Genomic DNA, 21,590 nt, shown 5'->3' with positions numbered 1-21,590 from the left:
CGTTGATACGGGCCGGGGCGGGCTCAGCTCGCACTTTCAAGAAGCTTCTTCGCCTTGCCTTCGATTTCGAGGCGAGTGTCCTGATAGGTCTTGTCGCGTGCCAGCGCGGTGATGCCCTGAACGAAGTCGAACACGCTTTCCGGTGGATGCCCCTCTTCGGACAGGACCATGTCGATGACCTTGTCGGTTTCCGATTTCGAGAAGCCGCGCCGGCGCAGGAAAGTCTGGCGATCCTCGTCGTTGCGCGCGACGATGCGTTCGCGAGATGCCCGGATGCCGGCAACGAAGGCTGCCGGCGAGGAGTTGGCAAAGCTTGTCAGCGCCGGCGCTGCCTCATGCGCGAAACGCTCGGTTGCGAACTTGGAATGGCGGATGCTGATCTCCTCGAAATTTTCCGAGCCCCAGATGTTGCGATTGGCGCAGACCGCGCGCAGATAGAATGACGCGATGCCGAGCGTCCTCGATCCGACCTCGGAATTCCATGCATAAAATCCGCGGAAGAAGAGATCCGGGTCGCCATTCGGCAACCGGCCCGCCTCGATCGGATGGGTGTCATCGACAAGGAACACGAAAACATCGCGATCGCTCGCATAGAGGGTCGTCGTATCCTTGGTGATGTCCACGAAGGGATTGTGGGTCATGCTCGACCAGTCGAGAAGGCCGGGAACCTTCCAGATGGTGTCGCCGGTCCCATTGCCGGCAATCTTCATCACCGCCGACACAAGTTCGTGGTCCCAGATACGACCGTATTCGGGACCGGTGACCGCCCGAAGCTCGACGCGGCCGTCATTCATCTCCAGGGTTTTCACCAGCTCCGCACGGTGATTGAGCAAGCCGTGCTGCAGATTGATGGCCGCGAGCGGCGCGGGTAGTTGGCGCATGTAGGTCGCTGGGGCTCCAACCAAGCTGCATAGCTGACCGTAGCTCCAATGCGTCGGCGCGATCGCCTGCCGGTCACCGGGGACAATGAGCTCGAGGCGCTCGACGTTGTCACGGGTGGCTTCGACCCTGATGGCAGAGCTTTCCACCGTTCGCGCACGAGCATGATCGGCCCGCGCCTTGACCGCATGGTGGAGTTCGGAAAGCGACAGATACCGTTCGTCGTCCGGCCGCGAGAACCATTCGGACGAAACCCGGCCGATGCGCTGGCCGCGCGAGATATCGACCTTGAAGCCGGACGAAACCGGATTGGGAGTAGGAAGGGTCGTGTTCATGATGTTGTCTCCTGAAACGAAAGAGCCCGGCGCGGTGGCCTGGCAGTGTTGAGATGGGAACCGGATGGACAGACAGCCCGGCGATGGCGCCGGGCTGCGATGATCAGGCGTGGAGTCTATTCGGCGGCGTCGAGATAGCCGGCGCTTTGCTGCGCCGCCTGGTTCGGATCGCCGAGATCTGCATCCTCCGTCAGAGAGGCCGGAAGATCGTTGCTTCCTGCCTCAGAGGTGTCGTCGCTTGCTTTGTCGACCGCCGCCGCAAGATTATCGGCCGAAGCCGCATCGACTGATGTCCGGAGCGGTCCGGGGAGCCAACCGCTCCCTTGAAGCAGGCGCTCGGCTTCGCGCGCCATATCCTGCTTCTTCAGATGGTCGACGAGTTGGGTGGACTGTTCGCCCTTGGCCTCGCGAACCGCCTGCAGGATGTTCGCCTTGGTGACCCGGCCGAGATAGTTGTCGACCGTCGGCGCCCAGCCGGCCTCGACCATGTCGAAACCGATCGAGCGAGCGATTTGTTCGGCATGGGCGATCGCACGCGTGCGCTTATTCCATGGCTCGATGACCGCGTTGACGGACAAGGAAGCACAATGGGCGAAGAGCGCCTGCCGGCTGATCTCGTCGAGCGCGACTAGATAGCCCCAGAGGTTGTCAGGGTTTTTCGGCAGATCCTGGCCCCATGCCTCGTGCCGCTGATCGATCTCCTTTGCCCAGACCGTATCGCCGAGACCCTGAGTCTGGCTGAACTTGGCGCTCTGCAGCGTCAGCTCCAAGCATGAATCCGAGCCGTAGAGATAGAAGGTCTTCAGGACGAAGGCATGCAAAACCGCCACGAAAGCGATGACCGGATCGCTGGCGAGCGCATTGCGCAGCGCCACCGTGCGGGTCGCCGTCAGGTCGAGCACCAGACGATCGGAGAGCGGCCGCAGCGTGTCGTCCTCGTCCTCCACCGGGTCACCTGAGACTGGCTTGCTGTTCACCGAGATGCCACCCGCGGACGATGATCCAATAACGTTGCCGCCGATATCGCCGTTGCCCGCTTCCGCGTCATCGCTGTGTCCTTCGACCTGCGGCTCATCCTCGGGCCGGACGAAGCCACGCTCGATTTTCAACTCGCCATTGGCGGCAAGGGAGATGAAGGCGCCACCGCGGGCGACGTCTTGACGGTCGAAGACATAGGGCCGATCATTCAGCTGATCGAGCTCGCTTCCGAGTTCCTCGAGCCGGTGCTCGATATCTTCGGAAGAGACTTCGGCTTTGGCATATTCGGCATCGAGCTTGTCGGCCTCGTCCTTCAGCGCATCGTGACGAGCAAGTTCCTCCTCGCTGAGTTCCCGCTGTTTACCATGGAAGCGGCGAAGACCCGATGTGTGGCCATAGGGAAAGTCGAAAGCAGCCTCGACCCACTTCCAGCCCTCCTCCGCCTTCAGGGCTTCGGCGTCCGCCTTCAGCTTCTCGACAACGAGCTGTTCGAGCAGAACCGGGTGCTGTAGCCAGCCGCCGTTGTCCTGCTCAAAGAGGTCGCGCATCACAATGCCACCGACCGCTTCATAGACCTCGATGCCGACATAGACCGCCCGGCGATCCCCTGCGCGGATGGTCGTCTCGGTGAGGAGCCTGCGGATGTAATAAGTGTCCCGGATGTGTTGGCGCGAGATCGTGTCCCAAACCTGCTCCTGCCGAACATGATCATTGGTAATCGAGAAAGCCATGATCTGTTCGAGCTTCATCTCGTCTCCAGCATAGAGATCAAGCAGTCGCGGCGACACGGAAGCCAGCCGCAGGCGCTGTCGGACCGTCGCAACCGAGACGAAGAAGCGAGCGGCGATTTCTTCTTCGCCGAGACCCTGTTCGCGAAGCGTCTGGAAAGCACGGTATTGGTCGAGCGGATGAAGATCGGCGCGATGTACGTTTTCGGCGAGAGAATCGTCTTCGGCGGAGATCTCACCGTCCCGCTTGACGATGCAGGGCACAGGTTCCGTCCTTGCCATGCGCTTCTGCGAGACGAGCAACTCGAGAGCGCGATATCGCCGGCCGCCCGCGGGGACGTCGAACCTGCCGGTCTCCTTACCGTCCCTGTCGAGGATCGGGCGAACACTGAGGCTTTGCAGGAGTTTGCGGCGAGCGATATCTTCCGCCAGATTTTCGATGGAAACACCCGCCTTGATGTTGCGGACGTTGCTCTGCGAGAGTTCGAGCTTGTCGAAAGGAATATCTTCCGATCGGTTCAGGGTGATCTTCTGAACGGCCTTTGCCATTTCATTTCTCCGTGGCGGGCCGGCCGGAGCCTCTCTCCGAACCTCCTAACCCGTCACGGAATCCCTTTCCCGCCTCTCCCTCTCTCCCAGCTCGCTCCCTCAAGTTTTGCGCCCTGCACGTGGCGGGATGTTGATCCGCCGCGATCTTCCCTTGTTCCGCATGCTTTCGGACTTCTGCCGCCAATCGATTGGGAGGGAGATAGAGGCTACTCCCGCAACCCCATCGAGTGGCGGATTACGGTGGTTTGCCTTGAAGGGATCTGAACCGGCGACGCCTTACCCGGACGGACTTCGGGGCATAACGCCTTTTTATGGAACCGCACTATTCTTCGCTGCCCAAGTGGCACGCAGGCACCGATCCACTCCCTGCGGCGGCCGGCTCGGTTCCGGCTCGCTTTAGCGCTCCCAGTATGCATGAAGCTCCTCCTAGGTGGCAGGCAATGTGACGCGCCCGGAGAAGCAATGGCAATCAACGTCCGAACCTGTTGCATCAACTGCCAACGGATTAGGTCGCGGACGTCCGGTTGTCCGAGAATTTACTGTGTCGTGCGGCTCATTCATCGGACTGCGAATACATGGGGCCGGAAATTAGGCGTGGATTGTTTCACCAATTGGTGCTAGTTTTTGCGCCTCAACAAGGAAGGCAGGTCATGAGATCGACTATCAACCTCGACGACACGCTTATGGAAAAGGCCAGGTCATTAACTGGCACCAAGGAAACGGCGGCTCTCGTGCGCCAAGCGTTGGAGACGCTTGTTCGTGTAGAGTCCGGAAAACGCCTTATCGCGCTTGGAGGAACCATGCCCGATGCCGAAGCAGCCCCGCGCCGCCGGAGCGCCGCCGCCAAGTGATACTAGCTGATACCTCGATTTGGATTGATCATTTTCGCCATGTCGATGCCGAGCTGCGTAAGGTTATTGAGGACGACTGCCTGCTTTGCCACTCGAGCGTAATCGGCGAACTCGCGCTCGGCAGCCTTCGGGATCGCGACAGTGTATTGGCTTTTCTAGCCGCTCAACGCTCAGCGGTTGTCGCAACGCACGAAGAAGTCATGACAATGATCGATCGCCACAGCATTTTCAGCATGGGTATTGGTTACACAGATGCCCAGTTGCTGGCATCAGTACTTCTCGACCGGCGCGCGGCCCTATGGACTAGAGACAAGCGCCTGAGGGCCGCGGCCGAAAAGGCGGGCGCTTCGCTATACATATCGATCAACAGGCCCAACTGAATGGCTAATATACCGCTCCCGGGGACCGGAACAGTTTCGATCCCACGCCTGAACCATAACGAACCGGTGCCCCGTTGTAACTTTCACGTGGGATGAAGGAACTCGCTGAATGCACAGCTGCGCATGAAGCATAAAGAGCGGAGTCCGGGTTTGTGTGGGCGGCCGCCATCAAGGTGATCATCGACATCGCCAACCCGGTTGCATCGGCCTCCCGGGGCTTGTTACCCCCAGCGGCAGTTCTGGCGCGCAGGACACCGCCAATCGCAAGCGTTCTACCCGAAGATTTGGAACAGAGATCGAAGCCCTTATCAAGCGTGGCGGCCTGAGATCTGGCCGAAAGCCAAAGCTAGGCAGATCTCGCAGGCGGCAGCTAAGATTACCCCGCCGCCCTGCGGCCTGCTGCAGCAGTTTGAAGGCCGCGTATCGCCGCCGGTGCCACTCGGGATCGCAGGTTCGGAGAATGCGCCGCGCCAAAAGCCGACATGCTTTGCATTGCCTCGGATAGTGATGAGAAGCGGCCGGCGGCGACTGCCGCCAGGATCGCCGTACCAAGCAGGACGGGCTCTGGGGACCTCGAGGAGGCAATGACCGTGCCGGTAGCGTCTGCGAGAATCTGGCGGACTGTCGGATCCTGGCCAGCGCCACGGCTTACAACCACGATGTCGATCGAAATGCCTCTTGTGGCCTGAGCGTCCAAAATCTGCCGGAGCCCATAACCAAGCCCACAAACGCCCGCCAGATACAGTCCGACGAGCCTTTCGAGGTCGGACGCCATGCCCTAGTCCCGCGATCACTGCGCGAGGGTTTGGATCAGCGAACGGAGCTCGAATGCCCGGGAACTCCGGAACAACGTGGAGCGCGCCCACGAAATGCGTCCTTCCTCTCGGAGTCGCTTCAGGCCCCACAAACGCATGAGTTCCATTGGCGCCGAGATTCCCGACGGGCGCACGAACGGGTCATTTGCTCGATTGAGCTTGCTTGCTGCGCCTGACTTGACAGGCACGCCGTGGCCCAAATCGTTTACAGAATAATACGCAACCTGAACCGCTCCCCCGACCTTCCAAGATTGAAGGCTGCCCCAGGGCTTCGCCTGCAGACGTCCGCTGGCCTCGCCGATGCCATGAACCTCCAGCCACTGCCTAACACTGGCTGCGGCATTGACGGGAGTGAACCGTACGGTAGTACGTGCCATGCCAGATGGTAACGGCGGGCCATGACTTTGCATTGGAAGAGAGTGCGGTGACGGATCGTCCCCATCCGCCGGCGGGCGCCACCGACCACCTTGATGACTCGAACCGCGAAATCCTAACTCAACAGGACTGTCCGGGCCGTCCTACCGAGCCGCAGTTAAATTCTCACTTAAATTCGCTCAGTCGGAGTCGGAAGGTGGGGTGGGGTGGCTGCGTTCCTCGACTTCGGCCATGGTCCACTCACGGAAGAGGCTGTAGGCGACCGCCAGCAGCGTTGGCCCAAGAAAGATTCCGATGAAGCCAAAGGCGATGACGCCGTCAAGGAGCCCGAAGAGGCCGAGCAGCACAGGGAGGTTATTGGTCTTTCCGAGGAGGTAGGGTCTGATGAGATTGTCAATGCTGCTGATGAGAAGCAAGCCCCACGCTGCGACGAAGATGCCCCACCAAACGGCTCCCTGAACAAGAAACCATAGCGCGACCGAGCCCCATACGAGCGGGGGGCCTACCGGCACAAACGACAGGATGAACGTAAGGAAACCAAGCAACAGCGCCTGAGGCACACCGGCGATCCAGAAACCAATGCCGGCGAGGAGGGCCTGGGCGAGTGCCGTGCCGATCAAGCCGTAAATGACACCCTTGACGGTCGCGCCCACAACAACAAGCAGCTCTCGGGCCCGAGAGCCGGCGAATCTTTCGCCGACTGCGCGCACGTGGGCCGCCATCCGCCGGCCGTGAAGGAAGAAGAAAAAGGCGATGAATACGCTCAGCCCGAGTTCGAGGAGCCCGGCGCCGAGCACCGTCCCGCCGGCTACTGCTAAGTTTGTGGCGGGGCCGATCAGCTTCTTGAGCTCAATGGTGAATGCGGGCGCATTGTGGGCCAATCTGTCCCAATAGGCAGCCAGGTTCTCGCCGATGACCGGGAGTCCTGCGACCCAGCGCGGCGGCGTCGGCGGGCCCTGCTCGAGAATCCGGTTCACAGCCGTGAGCAGGTTGCCTACGCTGTCTGTCAATGTCGGCACCATAACGGCGAACGGTGCGACCAGAACGAGGGCGACCAGCACCGTCATCATGGCGGCGGCCACGCTTTTATTGCCACCGACTGTCCGCTCGCACCTCCTGTAGACCGGCCATGTCGAGAAACAGATCACCGCCGCCCACAGGATGGCTGACAGGAATGGCTGAAGCACAAGAGCGCAACCGAGCGCAAGCAGAAGAAGGGCGCCGATTCCCAGAATTTGTTCGATTGGCTTGCCAAGAGGTATCATGCCCAATCTTTCCCGCTGCTTCCGGCTAGATTATCATCGAACGAAGCAGTGTGCAGCCAGCGGAGCGCCCGGGGATTTCCTCGTGGGACGAGCCAGCTAGGCGACGTCGGACGAATGTTGAAGGTCAGCGACGACGGATCACGAGGAACTTAAGGTAGGCAGCCGCGTCATGCGCCTCGATGAAGTGGTACGTCTCACATCGCCGGTCCTCCCCGGCCAGCCCGTCTCGTAGGTGCGGTCGGAGCGGCCGCTCGCATGTTCGAAACAGACCGCCACGAATGGCAGCGCCTCGATACCGGTTCCGCCTTTCGTCAGCCACGAGTTCCTGAATGTGAACTTATCTCTACTTCTCCAAGCTAGCTTCGACCTTTTTGCGGCTGTTGCCGACCTTTTTGACAGTCTCCTTGACCTTCGACTTCGAGACTCCTTCCTTTTCCGCCTCGTACCGGACCTCGTGATCCTGTCCTCCTGCGACACGGGCTCGATCTTGTGCGCGGCCCCGGCTGGTATTTGCCATTGGGAATTCCTCCTGTTGAGTTGCTCATCCTAAACGACTGAAGAATCATGAAGTTCCGGCAACGGATAACACTGCCGATAGTGCTTTGTAGGATGGCGATCCCAACCGGAATCAGTTTCCTAAGCAACGCGGGTAAGCCATTGAAAAATGATTCGTTTCGAGTCGGAACGAATCAGCTCTTCGAGTCTTGATTCGCGACTCAGCGATTCGGGAGTACACATTCATGGCGGGTGGTCATCGTGCCCAGTGGAGGGGCTTCCTCAAATTCAGCGAGGTGTCGTGCGGCGTCGCGCTCTACACCGCCGCCAGCACCTCGGAACGCATCACCTTCAACACCATCAACAAGGCGACAGGGAATCGGGTCAACCGCATCTTCATCGACAGCGAGACCGAGGATCCGGTTCCCAAGGAGGCCCAGACCAAGGGTTTCGAAATCGAGAACGGCCAGTACATCATCATCGATCCGGAAGAGGTCGCGGCCACAATCCCGGAGAGCAATAAGACGCTCGAAATTGAGGCGTTCATCCCTTGCTCCGACGTCGACGATGTCTACTTCGACAAGCCCTACTACCTGACACCCGACAAGATGGGCGCAGACGCCTTCGCAGCCTTGCGGGACGGCATGAAGAAGTCGAAGGTCGCCGCAATCGCCCGGACCGTGCTGTTCCGCCGGATGCGCACGGTCCTCATCAGACCGCACGGCAAGGGTCTGATCGCGACGACGTTGAACTATGACTACGAGGTCCGCCCGTCCGCGAAGGCTTTCGAAGAAATGCCGAAGATCCAAATCACCGGCGAGATGCTCGATCTCGCAAAGCACATCATCTCCACAAAGAAAGGCGAGTTCGACCCCGCGACCTTCGACGACCGCTATGAAGCTGCCGTGGCGGAACTGGTGAAGGCGAAGATCGAAGGCAGGGCGCTTCCGAAGCGGAAGGAAATCAAGGTGTCGAAACCGAACGACCTTCTTGCGGCGCTTCGTGAGAGCGCCGGGATGATGATGGCCGGGGATAGCAAACCAAAGCGGTCGGCAGCCAATGCCAACGCCGGTGCCGGCCACGACAAGGCCCGTCGCGCCTCGGGCAAGTCGGCGCCCGCGCCCGCCGCGCAGCGTAAGGCGAGTTGAGGAGACCATCCATGCCGCACGCCTACTGGAAAGGCTATCTCAAGCTGTCGCTGGTTACATGTCCCGTGGCGATGAGTCCCGCGACAAGCGAGAGCGAAAAGGTTCGCTTCCACACGCTTAACAAGGAAACAGGAAATCGTGTCGTCTCACAGTACGTGGACTCCGTGACCGGCAAACCAGTGAAGGACGAAAACGAAGCCAAGGGCTACGCTCGCGGCGAGAACGACTATGTCATCCTGACGGACGACGACCTCGACGCCGTGGCACTCGATACGGTGAAGACCATAGACATCGACAAGTTCGTCCCGGCCGAGAGCATCGAATGGGTTTATCTCGAGAAGCCCCACTACCTGATGCCCGACGACCCGGTTGGCCATGAAGCGTTTGCCGTCATTCGAGATGCGATGGCATCCGACAAAGTGCTCGGCGTCTCCAAACTTGTAATCGGTCGTCGCGAGCGCGCGGTCGTGCTCGAACCTCGCGGCGAAGGCATCGTTCTCTGGACGCTGCGGTTCGGCGACGAAGTGCGTCCCGAGGAATCCTACTTCGAAGGAATCGATGAAGAGGCTGACCCCGAGCTGATCCCGCTAGTCCAGCAGTTGATCAAGCAGAAGACCTCCCGGTGGTCCCCGGACATGGTCAGCGACCCGATCCAAGAAAGCCTGCTGAAGATCATTGCCGAGAAGAAGAAGGCGTTGAAACCTGCCAAGAAGTCGGCCAAGGGCAAGACGGAAGCGCCTCCGGCCTCGAATGTCGTGAACATCATGGATGCGTTGAAAAAGTCCGTGGCCGCAGAGCTGAAATCGAAGAAAGCCGGGTGACCCGATGCAGGACGGGAGCACGATACCGATCATGGAAATTGCCGTGTCTTTGCCGGGTCGAGTGCATTTCGCAACGGCACGATATCGGGCCTGATGGGCATCTTGATGTCGGACAGATGGCTCATGCAGCGAAACGATCCGCCATGGATGGAGCGGCGCCTGGCCGATAATTGCGATAGAGGAATGGATCACAATGCTGTCCGCCGAACAAAAGAATGAATTTCACCGAACCTTCGAACGCCGCCGGCCTTCTGCCGATGGTGAAGCGGACGCCTATCTTGAATTCGACAGTGCCACTCCATTTTCTCCCCTGGAAGACGGTGACCTTTCATTTCGGTTGGCGCTGATGAGCAATGAAACACTCGATCTTGCGACCAACCCGATCTGCGCAGGACGTCTGGCCGCAGCCTTGCTCGACCTGATATCGAAGAGAGGAGATTTTGTCGTCGACCTGACGATCTGGGACGCAAGAAGCGGGGAGCAGCTTGTAAAGCTCAAGCCTTGACGAGCCACACGCGCAAAGGCGGCGCCGTGACCGCAAAAGTGGTTTCATCGACAAATTCAAGAACGTGGTCTTCGCAGAACCGACGCTGATCGCCGCGATCGAGTTCCGGGGCTGGACTATGGCGGCAGTTGCCGCCACGCATCCTATAAAGGCCTTCGTGAGATTTAGGATCGCCGCGGTCTTCGACATCAGCGGGTGCATGGACCTATTTTCGCGTTTGCGCTGACGAAGATGAATTTTCCCGGTCAGCCTGGCGTGATCAATCGGCTTGGACAGCGCAAAACCTGCGCACTCTGGCATGCGATCTGCAGGTGAAACAGGAGGCTCTCATGCCACTTCGGACAGGACGTCAAACACCCCGCCGAGAGTCCGTCTCGTCACCGCTGATATCGTCCTTGGAAAAGAATTGACCTTCATGCGCCCAATCGGCCTCGGCCTCTTTCAACTCTTCGGGTGAAAGGTGGTAGGAGACGAGCTTGTCGAGCACATCGTCCACGTCCTGGGCCATTCCGAGCAGGTCCATTGACTTGCCCATATGGCCACGCTCGCCGAACCTATCGAAGCACATGCCAGAGACCATGGCGTGAAGGTCGAGAACCTTCTTCGTCGTCTCCGGGGGGAAGTACGGTTCGTTTCCAAAATCGAGGGAATCGGACACGGCCTGCGCTCGACGGGACAGAACTTCTGATCGAGACCTCGAACCGTCTTCGGCGAAAACGTCATAGCACTGTCTACCGACGTGCTCCGCGTAGACCGCAATCTTCATGACATCGTCGGGTGAGATATTCTGATCGTTTTTGTACAAGATGGTGGGCATGCCAAATCCTCCGCGCACGGAACGGGTTATCGGATTGCTGCAGGGATGTTCCTATTTTGTTCTTTTTTATCGAAAGAGTCAATCGCAAACCGTGTTGGCCGCCGTGCACAGCATGAGCGCGGGCGTAACCGCTCCTGGCGGGCAACACCTCCCACTCAAGAGAACCGCAAAAGCCATATCTCACTGACTGACCGCGCGTCGTGTTAATGGAAGTTTCGGCTTTTCACCTTGAGCTGATCAATATGAAGGTCCGGAATGAAGATGTCCCTCGGCTTTGCAGCCGCCACCCTGTTCCGCGAATCCGGAGCTCCCGGCGTGCCATGCGCGAATTCGTCTCCACGGCCAGTTGGCAGCCGGAACTCTGCGTCGCGGTCGGCCAACCCGGAGAGATCGCCCGACAGGTCGAAGGCTTGCTGGGCCACGAGATGAACGACGTCGCCTTCGCGCTGAATTCTCCCATTGATCGCTATCATCGATGCCCCGAGGACGACGCGACGGCGCTGCTCGAAGAGCTTGGGCCAGACGACGACGTTGGCCGGACCGGTCTCGTCCTCGATCGTCATGAAAATGACGCCCTTCGCGCTGCCGGGTCGCTGCCGGACAAGGACAAGGCCGGCGGTCATCAACCAGCGACCATCCCGCTCGTTCATGGCTTGCGCGCAGGTGACGATCCGGCGCTCCGTCAAGGCCGCCCGCAGGAATGCGACGGGGTGTTCGCGTAGCGTCAGCCCGATATGACTGTAGTCCTGGACAACGTTGTGCCCTTCCGTCATCTGACGGAGGGCAACCTCGGGTTCCTGCTGCTCGGCGACCACCCTCGCCTCGCGTTCAGAAGCTGCGGCGAAGAGCGGAAGGGGTTCGTCACGCAGGGCCTTGATCGCCCACAAGGCGTCGCGGCGCTGAAGTCCCAGCGACGGCAGGAAGGCGTCGGCCTCGGCGAGTTCGACCAGAGACGCCGCTGGGACCCCGGACCGTCGCCAAATGTCGTCAACGCTTTCGAACGACTGATCCATGCGAGCAGCCACGACACGCGCGGCATCGGCGGCGGCAAGGCCGCGCACCATGCGCATCCCGAGGCGGACTGCGTGCCCGTCAGTATTGCCAATGCGCTCGAGCGTGCAGTCCCACCGGGAATTGTTGACGCAGACGGGCCGAATCTCGACGCCGTGGTTCCGGGCGCAGCCGACGATCTGGGCCGGCGCGTAAAATCCCATCGGCTGCGAGTTCATGAGTGCCGCGCAGAAGACGTCCGGATGGTGGCATTTCACATAGTTGGAGGCATAGGCGATCAAGGCGAACGACGCCGCATGGGATTCCGGGAATCCGTAGCTGCCGAATCCTTCGAGCTGGCTGAAGGTCTTCTCGGCAAACTCGGCCGTGTAGCCGTTCTTGATCATGCCGGACACGAGCTTGTCTTTGAAGCGCGAGACGCCGCCGGTGAACTTGAAGGTCGCCATCGATTTGCGAAGCTGGTCGGCCTCGCCGCCGGTGAAGCCGGCGCAGACCATCGCGACCTTCATGGCAGACTCCTGGAAGAGCGGAACGCCGAGCGTCTTGCCGAGAACGGCTTCCAGTTCCGGCGTCGGATAAACGACCGGCTCCTTGCCTTCCCGGCGACGGAGATAGGGATGCACCATATCGCCCTGGATCGGGCCAGGCCGCACGATCGCGACCTGAATGACCAAATCATAAAACGTCCGCGGCTTGAGCCGGGGCAACATTGCCATCTGCGCCCTCGACTCGATCTGGAAAGTGCCGAGGGTGTCGGCTTTTCGGATCATCGCGTATGTCGCCTGGTCCTCCTGAGGGATGGTCGCGAGATCAAGGTGCTCATCCTTGTGTTCTCGGATGAGAACAAAGGCCTTTGCCATGCAGGTCAGCATGCCTAGCGCCAGGACGTCGACCTTCATGAATTTGAGCGCCTCGACGTCGTCCTTGTCCCATTCGATCACTTGTCGGTCGACCATTGCGGCGGGTTCGATCGGAACAAGATCATCGAGGCGGTCATGCGTCAGGACGAAGCCACCTGGATGCTGGCCCAGATGCCGAGGGGCACCCATGAGCTGCTGCGCAAGTTTGAGGGTCAACGCTAGACGACGGTCTTCCGGGTTCAAGCCCTGATCGCGAAGACTGCGGTCGCTGACCAGCTCTTCCGACCACGCCCACATGCCCGAGGACAAGGCTTTGATGAGGTCCTCGGGCAGCCCCAACGCCTTGCCGACGTCGCGGATGGCGCCCTTCGCCCTGTAACGGGTCACCGTCGAACAGAGGGCGGCCTTGTCCTTGCCGTAGGTCTTGTAGATCCATTGGATGACCTCTTCGCGCCTCTCATGTTCGAAATCGACGTCGATGTCTGGCGGCTCATCGCGCTCCTGGGAGACGAAGCGTTCAAATAGAAGGTCGTTGGTTGAAGGGTCGATGCTGGTGATGCCGAGGATGTAGCAGACGGCCGAGTTCGCCGCCGACCCCCGCCCCTGACAGAGGATGCCTTGAGACCGGGCGAAGCGGACGATCGAAAAGACGGTCAGGAAGTATGGGGCGTATTTCATCGTCCGGATGAGATCGAGTTCGTGACGGACGATCTTGAGAACCTCCGGCGGCAGGCCTTCCGGATAGCGGTTTGGCACGCATTCCCAGACATAATGCTCGAGGGATTCCTGCGGCGTCTTGTCTGGGAGGATCGCCTCCTCGGGATACTGATAGCTTAGCTCGTCCAAGGAGAACTTGCATCGCTCGACGATCTCCATCGTCCGGGCCAGCGCCGCGGGGTAGCGTGGAAACAACCTCTCCATTTCATCGGGTAGCTTGAGGTAGCGGTCAGCATACCTTTGTCTCTCGAAGCCGACGTCGTCGATGGAGGTGTTGTTGCGGATGCAGGTGACGACGTCCTGAAGCTGCCGCCGGCCCGGCTCGTGGAAAAGAATGTCATTGGTGACAACCGTCTTCACCCGATGCTTGACGGCCATGTTCGCCAACGCGTGTAGCCTTAGCTGGTCATTCGGACGACGCCGGAGACAGAGCGAGACGTATGCCCCGTCTCCGAAGATCTCCGCCATCTTGCGAAGTTGGACGGCGCAGGCGTCGTCTGGGAGGTCGGGCACGAGGATACCGAGGAGGCCTTCAGAATAGAGGGCGACGTCGTCGAGATTCAGGATGCAGTTCGCCTTGCCGCCTCTGCCCTTACCGAGCGTCAGCAAGCGGGTCAGGCGCGAATAAGCCGCGCGATCCGTCGGATAGGCGAGGATCGAGATGCCGTCCTGCAGATCGAGCCGGCAGCCCACGACAAGGCGGACGCCCGTCGCGCGGGATGCTTCCAGCGCTCTGACGATGCCTGCCAGAGAGTTTCGGTCGACCACGCCGAGAGCTTCGATGCCGAGTTCCTTGGCGGTTGCGAAGAGCTCGTCGGTCGAGGACGCGCCGCGAAGGAAGCTGAAATGCGTCGTGACCTGGAGCTCGGCGTATCTCATCCGAATATTCCGTGCATGAACCACTTGTGGGAGCCCGTTTCGGGATCGATGCCGTCGCCGGAGCGAAAGATCCAGTATCGTTCGCCGCTCTCGTTTTCGATGACGAAGTAGTCCCGCACAGCCTCGAATTCGCTGTCGCGCTTCCACCATTCGCCGAACACGCGCTCCGGGCCGTCCGCGCGTTTCACGCGATGGCGCTTGCCGCGCCAGGTGATGATGGCAGGCGGATGATCCGGCAGCAGAGCTATCGCCTCGATCGGATCCGGACGCGCAAACAGCCGCACCGGCCGTCGCCAATGGTGAACCCAACCTTCCGTCACCTCCTCGCCGACCGCGGCGATCCGCTGGACGCTACGCTCCGGAACGTCGGACGCGACCGGCGCGACCCGGTAGACTCGCTGGCCTCGATTGCCGAAGACGTCGATCAGCGGCGTGATGTCGGCGTCCTCGTCATCGACAAGCGAGGACGCCGTCTGCTTCTCCTCGAGCGGTTCCGACATCACCGCGACGAGGGTCAGCTTTTCGATGCCGAAACCCGGTTCGATCTTTTCCGTCCGGTCGCGGAACAGTTTCGTCAGCCACGCGACGTCTCGCACGGGCTTGGCGGTTCCCGCTCTGATCGCTTGTCTGGTTCCGTCGACCTTCTCGACGATGAGGTCGGTGCGACGGACGCCAAGACCCTTCCGCTGAAGTTCGGCGACGAGTTGAACAACCAGCCGTCCGACATACTTGTTGATCGTCTCCGCCGCGCCGATCGGTTCGGCGAACGCCCGGCTGACCTCGATGAGTTCCGGGCTACGGATGGGATCTATTGGTTCGCAGACGCGACCGAACATCTGGTCGAGACGGCGGCCCACTTCCGGTCCGAAGCGAAGCGCCAAGGGTGCGCGCGCCGTCGCCGAAAGTTCCCCTATCACCCGAAAGCCTAGCGTGCGCAGATCGCTCACGATCTTCTCGGGCAGCCGCAGCAGCGAGATCGGAAGGCGTTCGACGGCCCGGATAGTCTCCCCACTCCGGACGACGACGGTTTCCCGGTTGATGGCGCGGGCGCATGCGTGGGCGGCACCCCACGTGTCCGCTATTGCGACCCGTGTCGTCAGGCCCTTGGCGCGGAAGCGGTTGGCGATGCTCGTCAACATCCGCTCCTCCCCGCCCTGCAGATGATCCGCGCCCTCCGTATCCATGACGATGCCGTCCGGCGGGTCGACGGCGACGATCGGTGAATACTGGCTGAGCGCCCACATGGTGATGCGCTCGAGCGCCGCTGCATCGGCGGCGGCATCGGCATCGATCATCCGAAGGCCCTGGAAGAGCGCCTGCGCCTTGGCGGCCGGCATGCCCAAATGGACACCGGCGTTCCTGGCGGCGGGATCGGCGGCCGACACCCAGCGCTTGGAGCCGCTCTTCGAAATGACGGCGATCGCCTGGTCAACGGGCATGGCGGGATCGGCCCGCCTGATCCTGTCCGTCGGCAGGTCGGGAAAAAATATCGATACGACCCTCGGCATCGCAGGCTCCTACTTCGAACTCGGCGCACTCACCCGCTTTCACCCTCATCAGTTCCAGAAACCACCTCGCCCGTCCGACGCCCGGAACCGGCAGTTCCTCGCTCGGAATGACGCTCACCCTCCAGCGCGTGGTCGACGCTGTCGGCTGCCCGAAATCACTGGCCTCGGTCTGCCGTCTCCATCGCCGCACCACGAGCGCCATTGTGCCGCTCTTCTCGGCAGCAAGTTGCAGCCGCCGCGACGCCGCCATCGGCAGCCGGACGATCTCGCCGATCACTGCGCCGAGGCCGCCGTATGAGAGGCCCTCCTCCATGTTGGCAAGAACGTCCTCCTCCTTATCGGACTCGACAAAGACGACCCGGTTCGGATGCAGACCCGCCTGAGCCAGGGCCGGGAAGAACAGGTCGGGACGTGTCAGGCACCAGACGACCTTCCCTTGAGTGCGGGCGGCTATCCCGGCCACGAACAGGGCGGCGGCCGCCCCATCGACGGTGCCCGCCCCGCCGCCGGCACACTCGTGCAGCGCCCCATAGGCCAACCCACCGCCCGGAAGCCGATCGTCGATTTGTGCGAGGCCGAAAGGCAAAACGCCTCGCTTGCGCTGACTGGCGCTTTGGAGGTGCGCGATCTGCTCGCGCAGGCCGTCGAGGACGGCGTTTGAAGCGGCGGCTGAGTTCATGATCTCCCTTTGACGGCAACCCGTTTTCAGCTTGAGAAACAGCAATATGTTCTGTATTTGTTCCTATGGCGCAAATGAGTCAATGCGCATGTAACCCGCTGAAGTTGAGCACGAGTGCAAGGCAAATAAATCGCCAGCGGATTCAGTCGGATGGCAGGGAAGGAATATTTTCGGATGCGCCGAACGCGGCTTGTGGACGATGCGATGCCGAGACTGAAAGATCACCAGGTCCCGGTGGTCGAACTCATCTGCCTCCTCTGCGATCGCCATTGTGCCCATGAGCGCAAACTGTTGGTGAAAGCGTTTGGCGCAAGCGTCAGCTTCGCGGAAATCCGCCGACGCATGGCTATGGGCTGCGAGCGGATGCAGACGCCCAATGGGGACAAGTGTGGGGCACACTTCCCATGTTTGAGTAATGATCTCCCTGATGGAAGCTAGATGATGACAGGCGAAGAAAGTCGAGAGCGGCCGCGTAAGATCGTGCATGTCGATATGGACGCTTTCTACGCATCGGTCGAGCAGCGCGACAATCCGGAGCTGCGAGGCGTGCCGGTTGCCGTCGGCAGTCCTGCTGCCCGCGGGGTCGTGGCGGCCGCCAGCTACGAGGCACGAAAATTCGGTGTCCACTCCGCCATGCCGTCGGTGACTGCGCAGCGGAAGTGCCCGGACCTCATCTTCGTCAAGCCGCGCTTTGATGTTTACAAAGCCGTGTCATTGCAGATCCGGGCGATCTTTGCCGAGTACACACCGATGATCGAGCCGTTGTCGCTCGATGAGGCCTATCTCGACGTCACCGAAAACCTGAAGGGCATGGAGATTGCGACCGAGATCGCCGAGGAGATCCGCGCGAGGATCAAGGCGGCGACGGGGCTTAACGCGTCGGCGGGAATCTCGTACAATAAGTTCCTGGCCAAGATGGCCAGCGACCTCAACAAGCCGAACGGCCAAGCCGTCATCACCCCGAAGAACGGCCCCGCCTTCGTCGAACAGCTTCCCGTCAAGAAATTCCACGGTGTCGGGCCGGCGACCGCTGAAAAGATGCACCGGTTGGGGATCGAGACCGGCGCGGACCTCAAGCAGCAATCGCTCGAATTCCTGGTTCAGCATTTCGGGAAGTCGGGTCCGTACTTCTACGGGATCGCCCGCGGCATCGACAATCGCCAGGTCAAGCCGGACTGGGAGCGCAAATCTATCGGCGCGGAAGACACGTTTTCGCAGGACATCCATTCCTTTGAGCCCGCCCGCGAAGGGCTTCAGCCGCTAATCGAGAAAGTTTGGGCCCACTGCGAGCCCAATGAAATTGGCGCCAAGACGGTAACACTCAAGGTCAAATATGCCGACTTCAGCCAGATCACGCGCAGCAAGACCGTTCCCGCACCTCTGTCGGCGATTACCGATCTTGAAGACGTGGTCGACCTGCTTCTCGCGCCAATCTTCCCGCCGCAAAAGGGGATCCGCATGCTCGGCGTCACGCTGTCTTCGCCGGAACAGCGCGCAGCTCTCACGGAACCGCAGCTGCGGCTGGCGCTTTAGACGGCGAGCATTGTCTCAACAGAAGGGGTCGAATGGCGCCTGACCCTGAATGTCCCCGCCGGCAGCGGCCGAAGGATTTCCTCCTCGGGCACAAGTGCGTCGAGCCAGACCATCCGTTGATCGCGGGTGAGAACCACCATCTGCCGGTCATGGAACGGCGCGATATCGGTATTCGCCTCGGTCGTCAGGACGGCATAGGCCTCCGGCCAATCGGGGGTCGCAGGCCGCCATATTCCCGCGAAATAGAACCAGTCGCCATTGGCGAGCGAAAAGCTGAAGCTCCGATGGCGAAACTGGGACGCCGGCACCAGGCATCGGTGCGTCGGAAACGTCCTTCCTTCCGATCGGATGACGTTCACTGCACGCGGCCCGCCGTCGCGCGGACGCAGACCCCAAAGCAGCTCCACCATCTCCACATCGCCTTCATGGCGTCTTATGATGACGCGGCGCTCGTCGAGCGGGGCATCGGACTGGAAAACCTTCGCGCTCATAATAATAGAACATAGCGGGAACACGTCCACGAGACAACCAGAACCGGAACGGAGGACACATGTGCAATGATTATCGGCTGATGGTGGATGTCGCCTCGATCGTCGAGGACTTCGCCGACCTCAAGATCAAGATCCGTTTCGGTGAAGGTACGCCGAACCTCGAAGCGCGTGAGGACATCAAGATCACCGATGTCGCTCCCATTGTCAGGACTATCGATGGCGTGAGCGATGAAGCGGAGTTGGTGCAGCGGCGCTGGAGCTGGCCGGGGCCGAACAAGCGACCGGTCTACAATTTCCGGTCGGAAGGCCGGGAATTCAATTCCAACCGCTGCCTGATCGTTGCCGACGGCTTTTATGAATTCACCGAACCTAAGGACCAGAAAAAGAAGCGCAAGGACAAATGGCTGTTCACGAAGAAGGACGAGCCGATCTTCTGCATCGCCGGCATCTGGCGCGACACGCCCGAGGTGGGCCAGGCCTTCACGATGCTGACGATGGAGCCAGGGCCGGACGTTGCGCCATACCACGACCGGCAGATCGTTATTCTCGAACGGGGCGCCTGGGCTGATTGGCTCGATCCGACCGTCTCGGTCAAGTCGCTGCTCAGGCCCCTGCTGCCTGGCACGCTTTCGATCGAACACGTCGGCTGAGCTTTAAACCGGCTGGCGAAGCAACACATTTCTTTTTGCTCCCTGTCCGGGCCGATCTTCCTTCGCAATCCCTGCTCTTTCGAGCGGGCGGTTGGTGTCGCAATGCACCGTGACGGAACCATCTCCTGTCGGAGCGGTTTGATAGGCATCTTCAAGCTCTCGTCCTACGGAGTATGCATGGCAATATTTTCCGCCAGCAATCGAGACGCGGCCGCCTATCCGATACAGTCGCTCTTTGTCCCGTTTCCCTTCGTCTGCTTCACGCTCGCACTAGCGACCGACATTGCCTTCTGGCAGAGCGGCAACGTGATGTGGCAGAATTTTTCTGCATGGTTGCTGCTCGCCGGGCTCATGTTGGGCTCGCTTGCCATTCTGGCCGGATTGATGGATCTGATGCGTCCCCGCACCCGCCCGTTGCGGCCGCCGCTCCTGTCCGCGCTTCTCTATCTGATCATACTGGGCCTCTCCTTTGCCAACAACCTTATCCATGCCGGAGATGGATGGACGGCCGTAGTCCCATATGGACTGATGCTTTCGGCCCTCACCTTTGTCTTGTGCCTGGTGGCCGCAGCAGTTTCCGCTCGAAAATATGCCAGACTGGCCTGGAGGATATGATGAAAAAGTCCCAGATTCTCGGCGCCTCGGTTCTGCCGATATCTCTCGGCGTCGGCCTTGCGGCTTACGCCCAAAGCGGAGGTTTTGATATTTCTCAGCAGATCGGACCGAACCCCGTCCTTCCGGAACCAACCGCCTCACTGCTGCCTGATCTGAAGGTGGCGGAGGTCGTTGGCTGGAAGGATGGGGAGACGCCGGCCGCCCCGGACGGTTTGACGGTCACTGCTTACGCCAATGACCTCGCCAATCCGAGGACAGTCCACACCTTGCCGAACGGCGACGTCCTGGTGATTCAATCGCGCGGCCCATCAGGCGAACCGACCTCACGGCCGAAGGATTTGATCCGGGGCTGGATCATGTCGATCGCTCATGGTGGCGGCGGTGAGCAGAAGGAAAGCAACGTCATCACACTGCTGCGTGACGCGAACCGCGACGGTAAGGTGGATGAGAGGCACGATCTTCTGAAGAAACTCGATTCGCCGTTCGGTGTCGCCTGGGTCGATAACACGCTCTATGTCGCCTCGACGTCCGCCATTCTCGCCTACCCCTATGAACTTGGTCAGAATGAAATCACCGCCCAACCGAAAACCCTGACTCCCTTGCCCGCTGGTCCGATCAATCATCATTGGACCAAGGATCTGGCGCTCAGCCCTGATGGGCAGATGCTTTACGTCTCGGTCGGCTCGAATTCCAACATCGTCGAGAACGGGCTTGAAGCGGAAAAGGGCCGCGCAGCAATCTGGCAGGTCGACCGGCACACCGGCGCGGCGCGCGTGTTCGCCTCAGGTCTGCGCAATCCGAACGGCCTCACCTTCAACCCTGAGACAGGTGTGCTCTGGACGGTCGTCAACGAGCGCGACGAACTCGGACCGGACCTCGTTCCCGATTACATGACCTCGGTCATGGAAGGTGGTTTCTATGGCTGGCCATGGAGCTATTATGGCAAGCATGTCGATGCGCGCGTGCATCCGCCGCGTCCCGACATGGTCGAAAGGGCGATCCCACCGGATTATGCACTGTCGAGCCATGTCGCCGCGCTCGGACTGACCTTTTCTATGAATTCAGCGTTGCCGGCCGCCTACGCCAACGGCGCCTTCATCGGCGAGCACGGCAGTTGGAATCGGGACAGCTTCAACGGCTACAAAGTCGTGTACGTGCCATTCGAAAACGGCAAGCCATCCGGCAAGGCGCAGGACGTCGTCACGGGCTTTATACAGGGCGACCAGGCGAAGGGCCGGCCGGTCGGCGTCGGGATCGACGGGACGGGAGCGCTGCTCGTTGCCGATGACGCCGGCAATACCGTCTGGCGCGTATCATCGTCCGACGGCAAAATCACGCCGCAGCCAATCGGTACGGACCAGGTAAAATTGCAAGTCTCGACGAATGCAATAGGAGATCAGACTCCCGACGTAGATCCAAACATCGGATCGGAAATGACGGGGTCGGCTGCTCAATCCCAGACGCCGCCGGCGTCGCCCGAAAAGCGTCCGACCGACCAGGAGCCAGTTGTCGGGCAACTGGAAAAGTCGCAGCCTGCGCAAATGCAGATCGCCCCTGCGGCTGGTCCTTAAGGAGATTTCATCGGGTTCAAATTATTTCTCGTCACGTTTGTGGCCAGACTGGCCGACATCGAGAAGAGCCAATTTCCCATAGCACCGTCGGGCGGCAGCAGTGCCAGCGCGCTATTCTGTCGCGATCGTTAACCG

At 60.5% G+C, this 21,590-nt stretch carries 20 protein-coding genes; 10 read left to right on the top strand and 10 right to left on the bottom strand.

Annotation, left to right across the window (positions count from 1 at the left end):
- Window positions 1–23 precede the first annotated feature (23 nt).
- Window positions 24–1,214 carry a DUF932 domain-containing protein gene (locus tag OIU37_RS22905; protein ID WP_264258723.1) on the bottom strand — a complete coding sequence of 397 codons (1,191 nt, stop codon included), beginning with the start codon at window positions 1,212–1,214 and terminating at the stop codon, window positions 24–26.
- A 116-nt stretch (window positions 1,215–1,330) separates the two neighbouring features.
- Window positions 1,331–3,469 (bottom strand): ParB/RepB/Spo0J family partition protein, encoded by a 2,139-nt coding sequence (locus tag OIU37_RS22900; RefSeq protein WP_264258722.1) that lies wholly within the window; start codon window positions 3,467–3,469, stop codon window positions 1,331–1,333.
- Between the two features lie 650 nt (window positions 3,470–4,119).
- Here OIU37_RS22900 and OIU37_RS22895 point away from each other — a divergent pair.
- Together OIU37_RS22895 and OIU37_RS22890 are read left to right on the top strand one after the other, a co-directional pair.
- Window positions 4,120–4,320, top strand: coding sequence for a type II toxin-antitoxin system VapB family antitoxin (locus OIU37_RS22895; protein WP_116680580.1), 201 nt, complete (start codon window positions 4,120–4,122; stop codon window positions 4,318–4,320).
- A complete protein-coding gene (locus tag OIU37_RS22890) occupies window positions 4,317–4,700 on the top strand; it encodes a type II toxin-antitoxin system VapC family toxin (protein WP_264258721.1) in 384 nt (127 codons plus the stop codon). Before OIU37_RS22895 ends, OIU37_RS22890 begins: the two co-directional genes overlap by 4 nt.
- Window positions 4,701–5,076: 376 nt before the next feature.
- On the opposite strand, the gene OIU37_RS22885 is transcribed toward OIU37_RS22890, so the two are convergent.
- From OIU37_RS22885 to OIU37_RS22875, 3 genes are all read right to left on the bottom strand, one after another.
- Complete coding sequence (locus tag OIU37_RS22885; RefSeq protein WP_264258720.1) at window positions 5,077–5,475, bottom strand: FGGY-family carbohydrate kinase; 399 nt, start codon at window positions 5,473–5,475, stop codon at window positions 5,077–5,079.
- 594 nt (window positions 5,476–6,069) lie between these two features.
- Window positions 6,070–7,155 carry an AI-2E family transporter gene (locus OIU37_RS22880; protein WP_264258719.1) on the bottom strand — a complete coding sequence of 362 codons (1,086 nt, stop codon included), beginning with the start codon at window positions 7,153–7,155 and terminating at the stop codon, window positions 6,070–6,072.
- A 343-nt stretch (window positions 7,156–7,498) separates the two neighbouring features.
- Window positions 7,499–7,672, bottom strand: a complete 174-nt coding sequence (locus OIU37_RS22875; protein ID WP_171603620.1) for a DUF3606 domain-containing protein — start codon at window positions 7,670–7,672, stop codon at window positions 7,499–7,501.
- A gap of 223 nt (window positions 7,673–7,895) precedes the next feature.
- On the opposite strand from OIU37_RS22875, the gene OIU37_RS22870 reads away from it, so the two are divergent.
- The 3 genes from OIU37_RS22870 (at window position 7,896) to OIU37_RS22860 (ending at window position 10,124) form a co-directional block, all read left to right on the top strand.
- On the top strand, window positions 7,896–8,798 hold the full coding sequence (locus OIU37_RS22870) for a Ku protein (protein ID WP_264258718.1): 903 nt from the start codon (window positions 7,896–7,898) through the stop codon (window positions 8,796–8,798).
- An 11-nt stretch (window positions 8,799–8,809) separates the two neighbouring features.
- Window positions 8,810–9,619 (top strand): Ku protein, encoded by an 810-nt coding sequence (locus tag OIU37_RS22865; RefSeq protein WP_240603597.1) that lies wholly within the window; start codon window positions 8,810–8,812, stop codon window positions 9,617–9,619.
- A gap of 193 nt (window positions 9,620–9,812) precedes the next feature.
- Entirely contained in the window at window positions 9,813–10,124 is a 312-nt protein-coding gene (locus OIU37_RS22860) for a hypothetical protein (RefSeq protein ID WP_264258717.1), read from the top strand.
- Window positions 10,125–10,473: 349 nt separating this feature from the next.
- On the opposite strand, the gene OIU37_RS22855 is transcribed toward OIU37_RS22860, so the two are convergent.
- The 4 genes from OIU37_RS22855 to OIU37_RS22840 all read right to left on the bottom strand — a co-directional run bounded on the left by OIU37_RS22855 (window position 10,474) and on the right by OIU37_RS22840 (window position 16,595).
- Entirely contained in the window at window positions 10,474–10,941 is a 468-nt protein-coding gene (locus OIU37_RS22855; RefSeq protein ID WP_264258716.1) for a hypothetical protein, read from the bottom strand.
- A 203-nt stretch (window positions 10,942–11,144) separates the two neighbouring features.
- Window positions 11,145–14,408, bottom strand: coding sequence for an error-prone DNA polymerase (locus tag OIU37_RS22850; RefSeq protein ID WP_264258715.1), 3,264 nt, complete (start codon window positions 14,406–14,408; stop codon window positions 11,145–11,147).
- Complete coding sequence (locus OIU37_RS22845) at window positions 14,405–15,916, bottom strand: DNA polymerase Y family protein (protein WP_264258714.1); 1,512 nt, start codon at window positions 15,914–15,916, stop codon at window positions 14,405–14,407. Before OIU37_RS22845 ends, OIU37_RS22850 begins: the two co-directional genes overlap by 4 nt.
- Window positions 15,837–16,595: an ImuA family protein gene (locus tag OIU37_RS22840; protein WP_264258897.1), complete on the bottom strand. Its 759-nt coding sequence runs from the start codon at window positions 16,593–16,595 to the stop codon at window positions 15,837–15,839. The genes OIU37_RS22845 and OIU37_RS22840 overlap by 80 nt, the downstream gene beginning before the upstream one ends.
- Before the next feature lie 174 nt (window positions 16,596–16,769).
- Between OIU37_RS22840 and OIU37_RS22835 the strand changes: the two genes are divergently transcribed.
- Together OIU37_RS22835 and dinB are read left to right on the top strand one after the other, a co-directional pair.
- Window positions 16,770–17,033, top strand: a complete 264-nt coding sequence (locus OIU37_RS22835) for a hypothetical protein (RefSeq protein WP_240603888.1) — start codon at window positions 16,770–16,772, stop codon at window positions 17,031–17,033.
- Window positions 17,034–17,036: 3 nt separating this feature from the next.
- On the top strand, window positions 17,037–18,128 hold the full coding sequence (dinB, locus tag OIU37_RS22830) for a DNA polymerase IV (protein ID WP_264258896.1): 1,092 nt from the start codon (window positions 17,037–17,039) through the stop codon (window positions 18,126–18,128).
- On the opposite strand, the gene OIU37_RS22825 is transcribed toward dinB, so the two are convergent.
- Entirely contained in the window at window positions 18,125–18,622 is a 498-nt protein-coding gene (locus OIU37_RS22825; RefSeq protein WP_171603926.1) for an SOS response-associated peptidase family protein, read from the bottom strand. The genes dinB and OIU37_RS22825 overlap by 4 nt on opposite strands.
- A 56-nt stretch (window positions 18,623–18,678) precedes the next feature.
- Between OIU37_RS22825 and OIU37_RS22820 the strand changes: the two genes are divergently transcribed.
- The 3 genes from OIU37_RS22820 (at window position 18,679) to OIU37_RS22810 (ending at window position 21,455) form a co-directional block, all read left to right on the top strand.
- Window positions 18,679–19,269, top strand: coding sequence for an SOS response-associated peptidase family protein (locus OIU37_RS22820; protein ID WP_264258713.1), 591 nt, complete (start codon window positions 18,679–18,681; stop codon window positions 19,267–19,269).
- 177 nt (window positions 19,270–19,446) lie between these two features.
- A complete protein-coding gene (locus tag OIU37_RS22815; RefSeq protein WP_171603925.1) occupies window positions 19,447–19,884 on the top strand; it encodes a DUF2231 domain-containing protein in 438 nt (145 codons plus the stop codon).
- On the top strand, window positions 19,884–21,455 hold the full coding sequence (locus OIU37_RS22810; RefSeq protein WP_240603610.1) for a sorbosone dehydrogenase family protein: 1,572 nt from the start codon (window positions 19,884–19,886) through the stop codon (window positions 21,453–21,455). The genes OIU37_RS22815 and OIU37_RS22810 overlap by 1 nt, the downstream gene beginning before the upstream one ends.
- Window positions 21,456–21,590 lie beyond the last annotated feature (135 nt).

It is taken from the genome of Rhizobium sp. BT-226 (genome assembly GCF_025847085.2).
Lineage (GTDB): Bacteria > Pseudomonadota > Alphaproteobacteria > Rhizobiales > Rhizobiaceae > Rhizobium > Rhizobium sophorae.
Note: the sequence above shows the minus strand (reverse complement) of the source record. Positions and strands in the feature narration are given on the sequence as shown.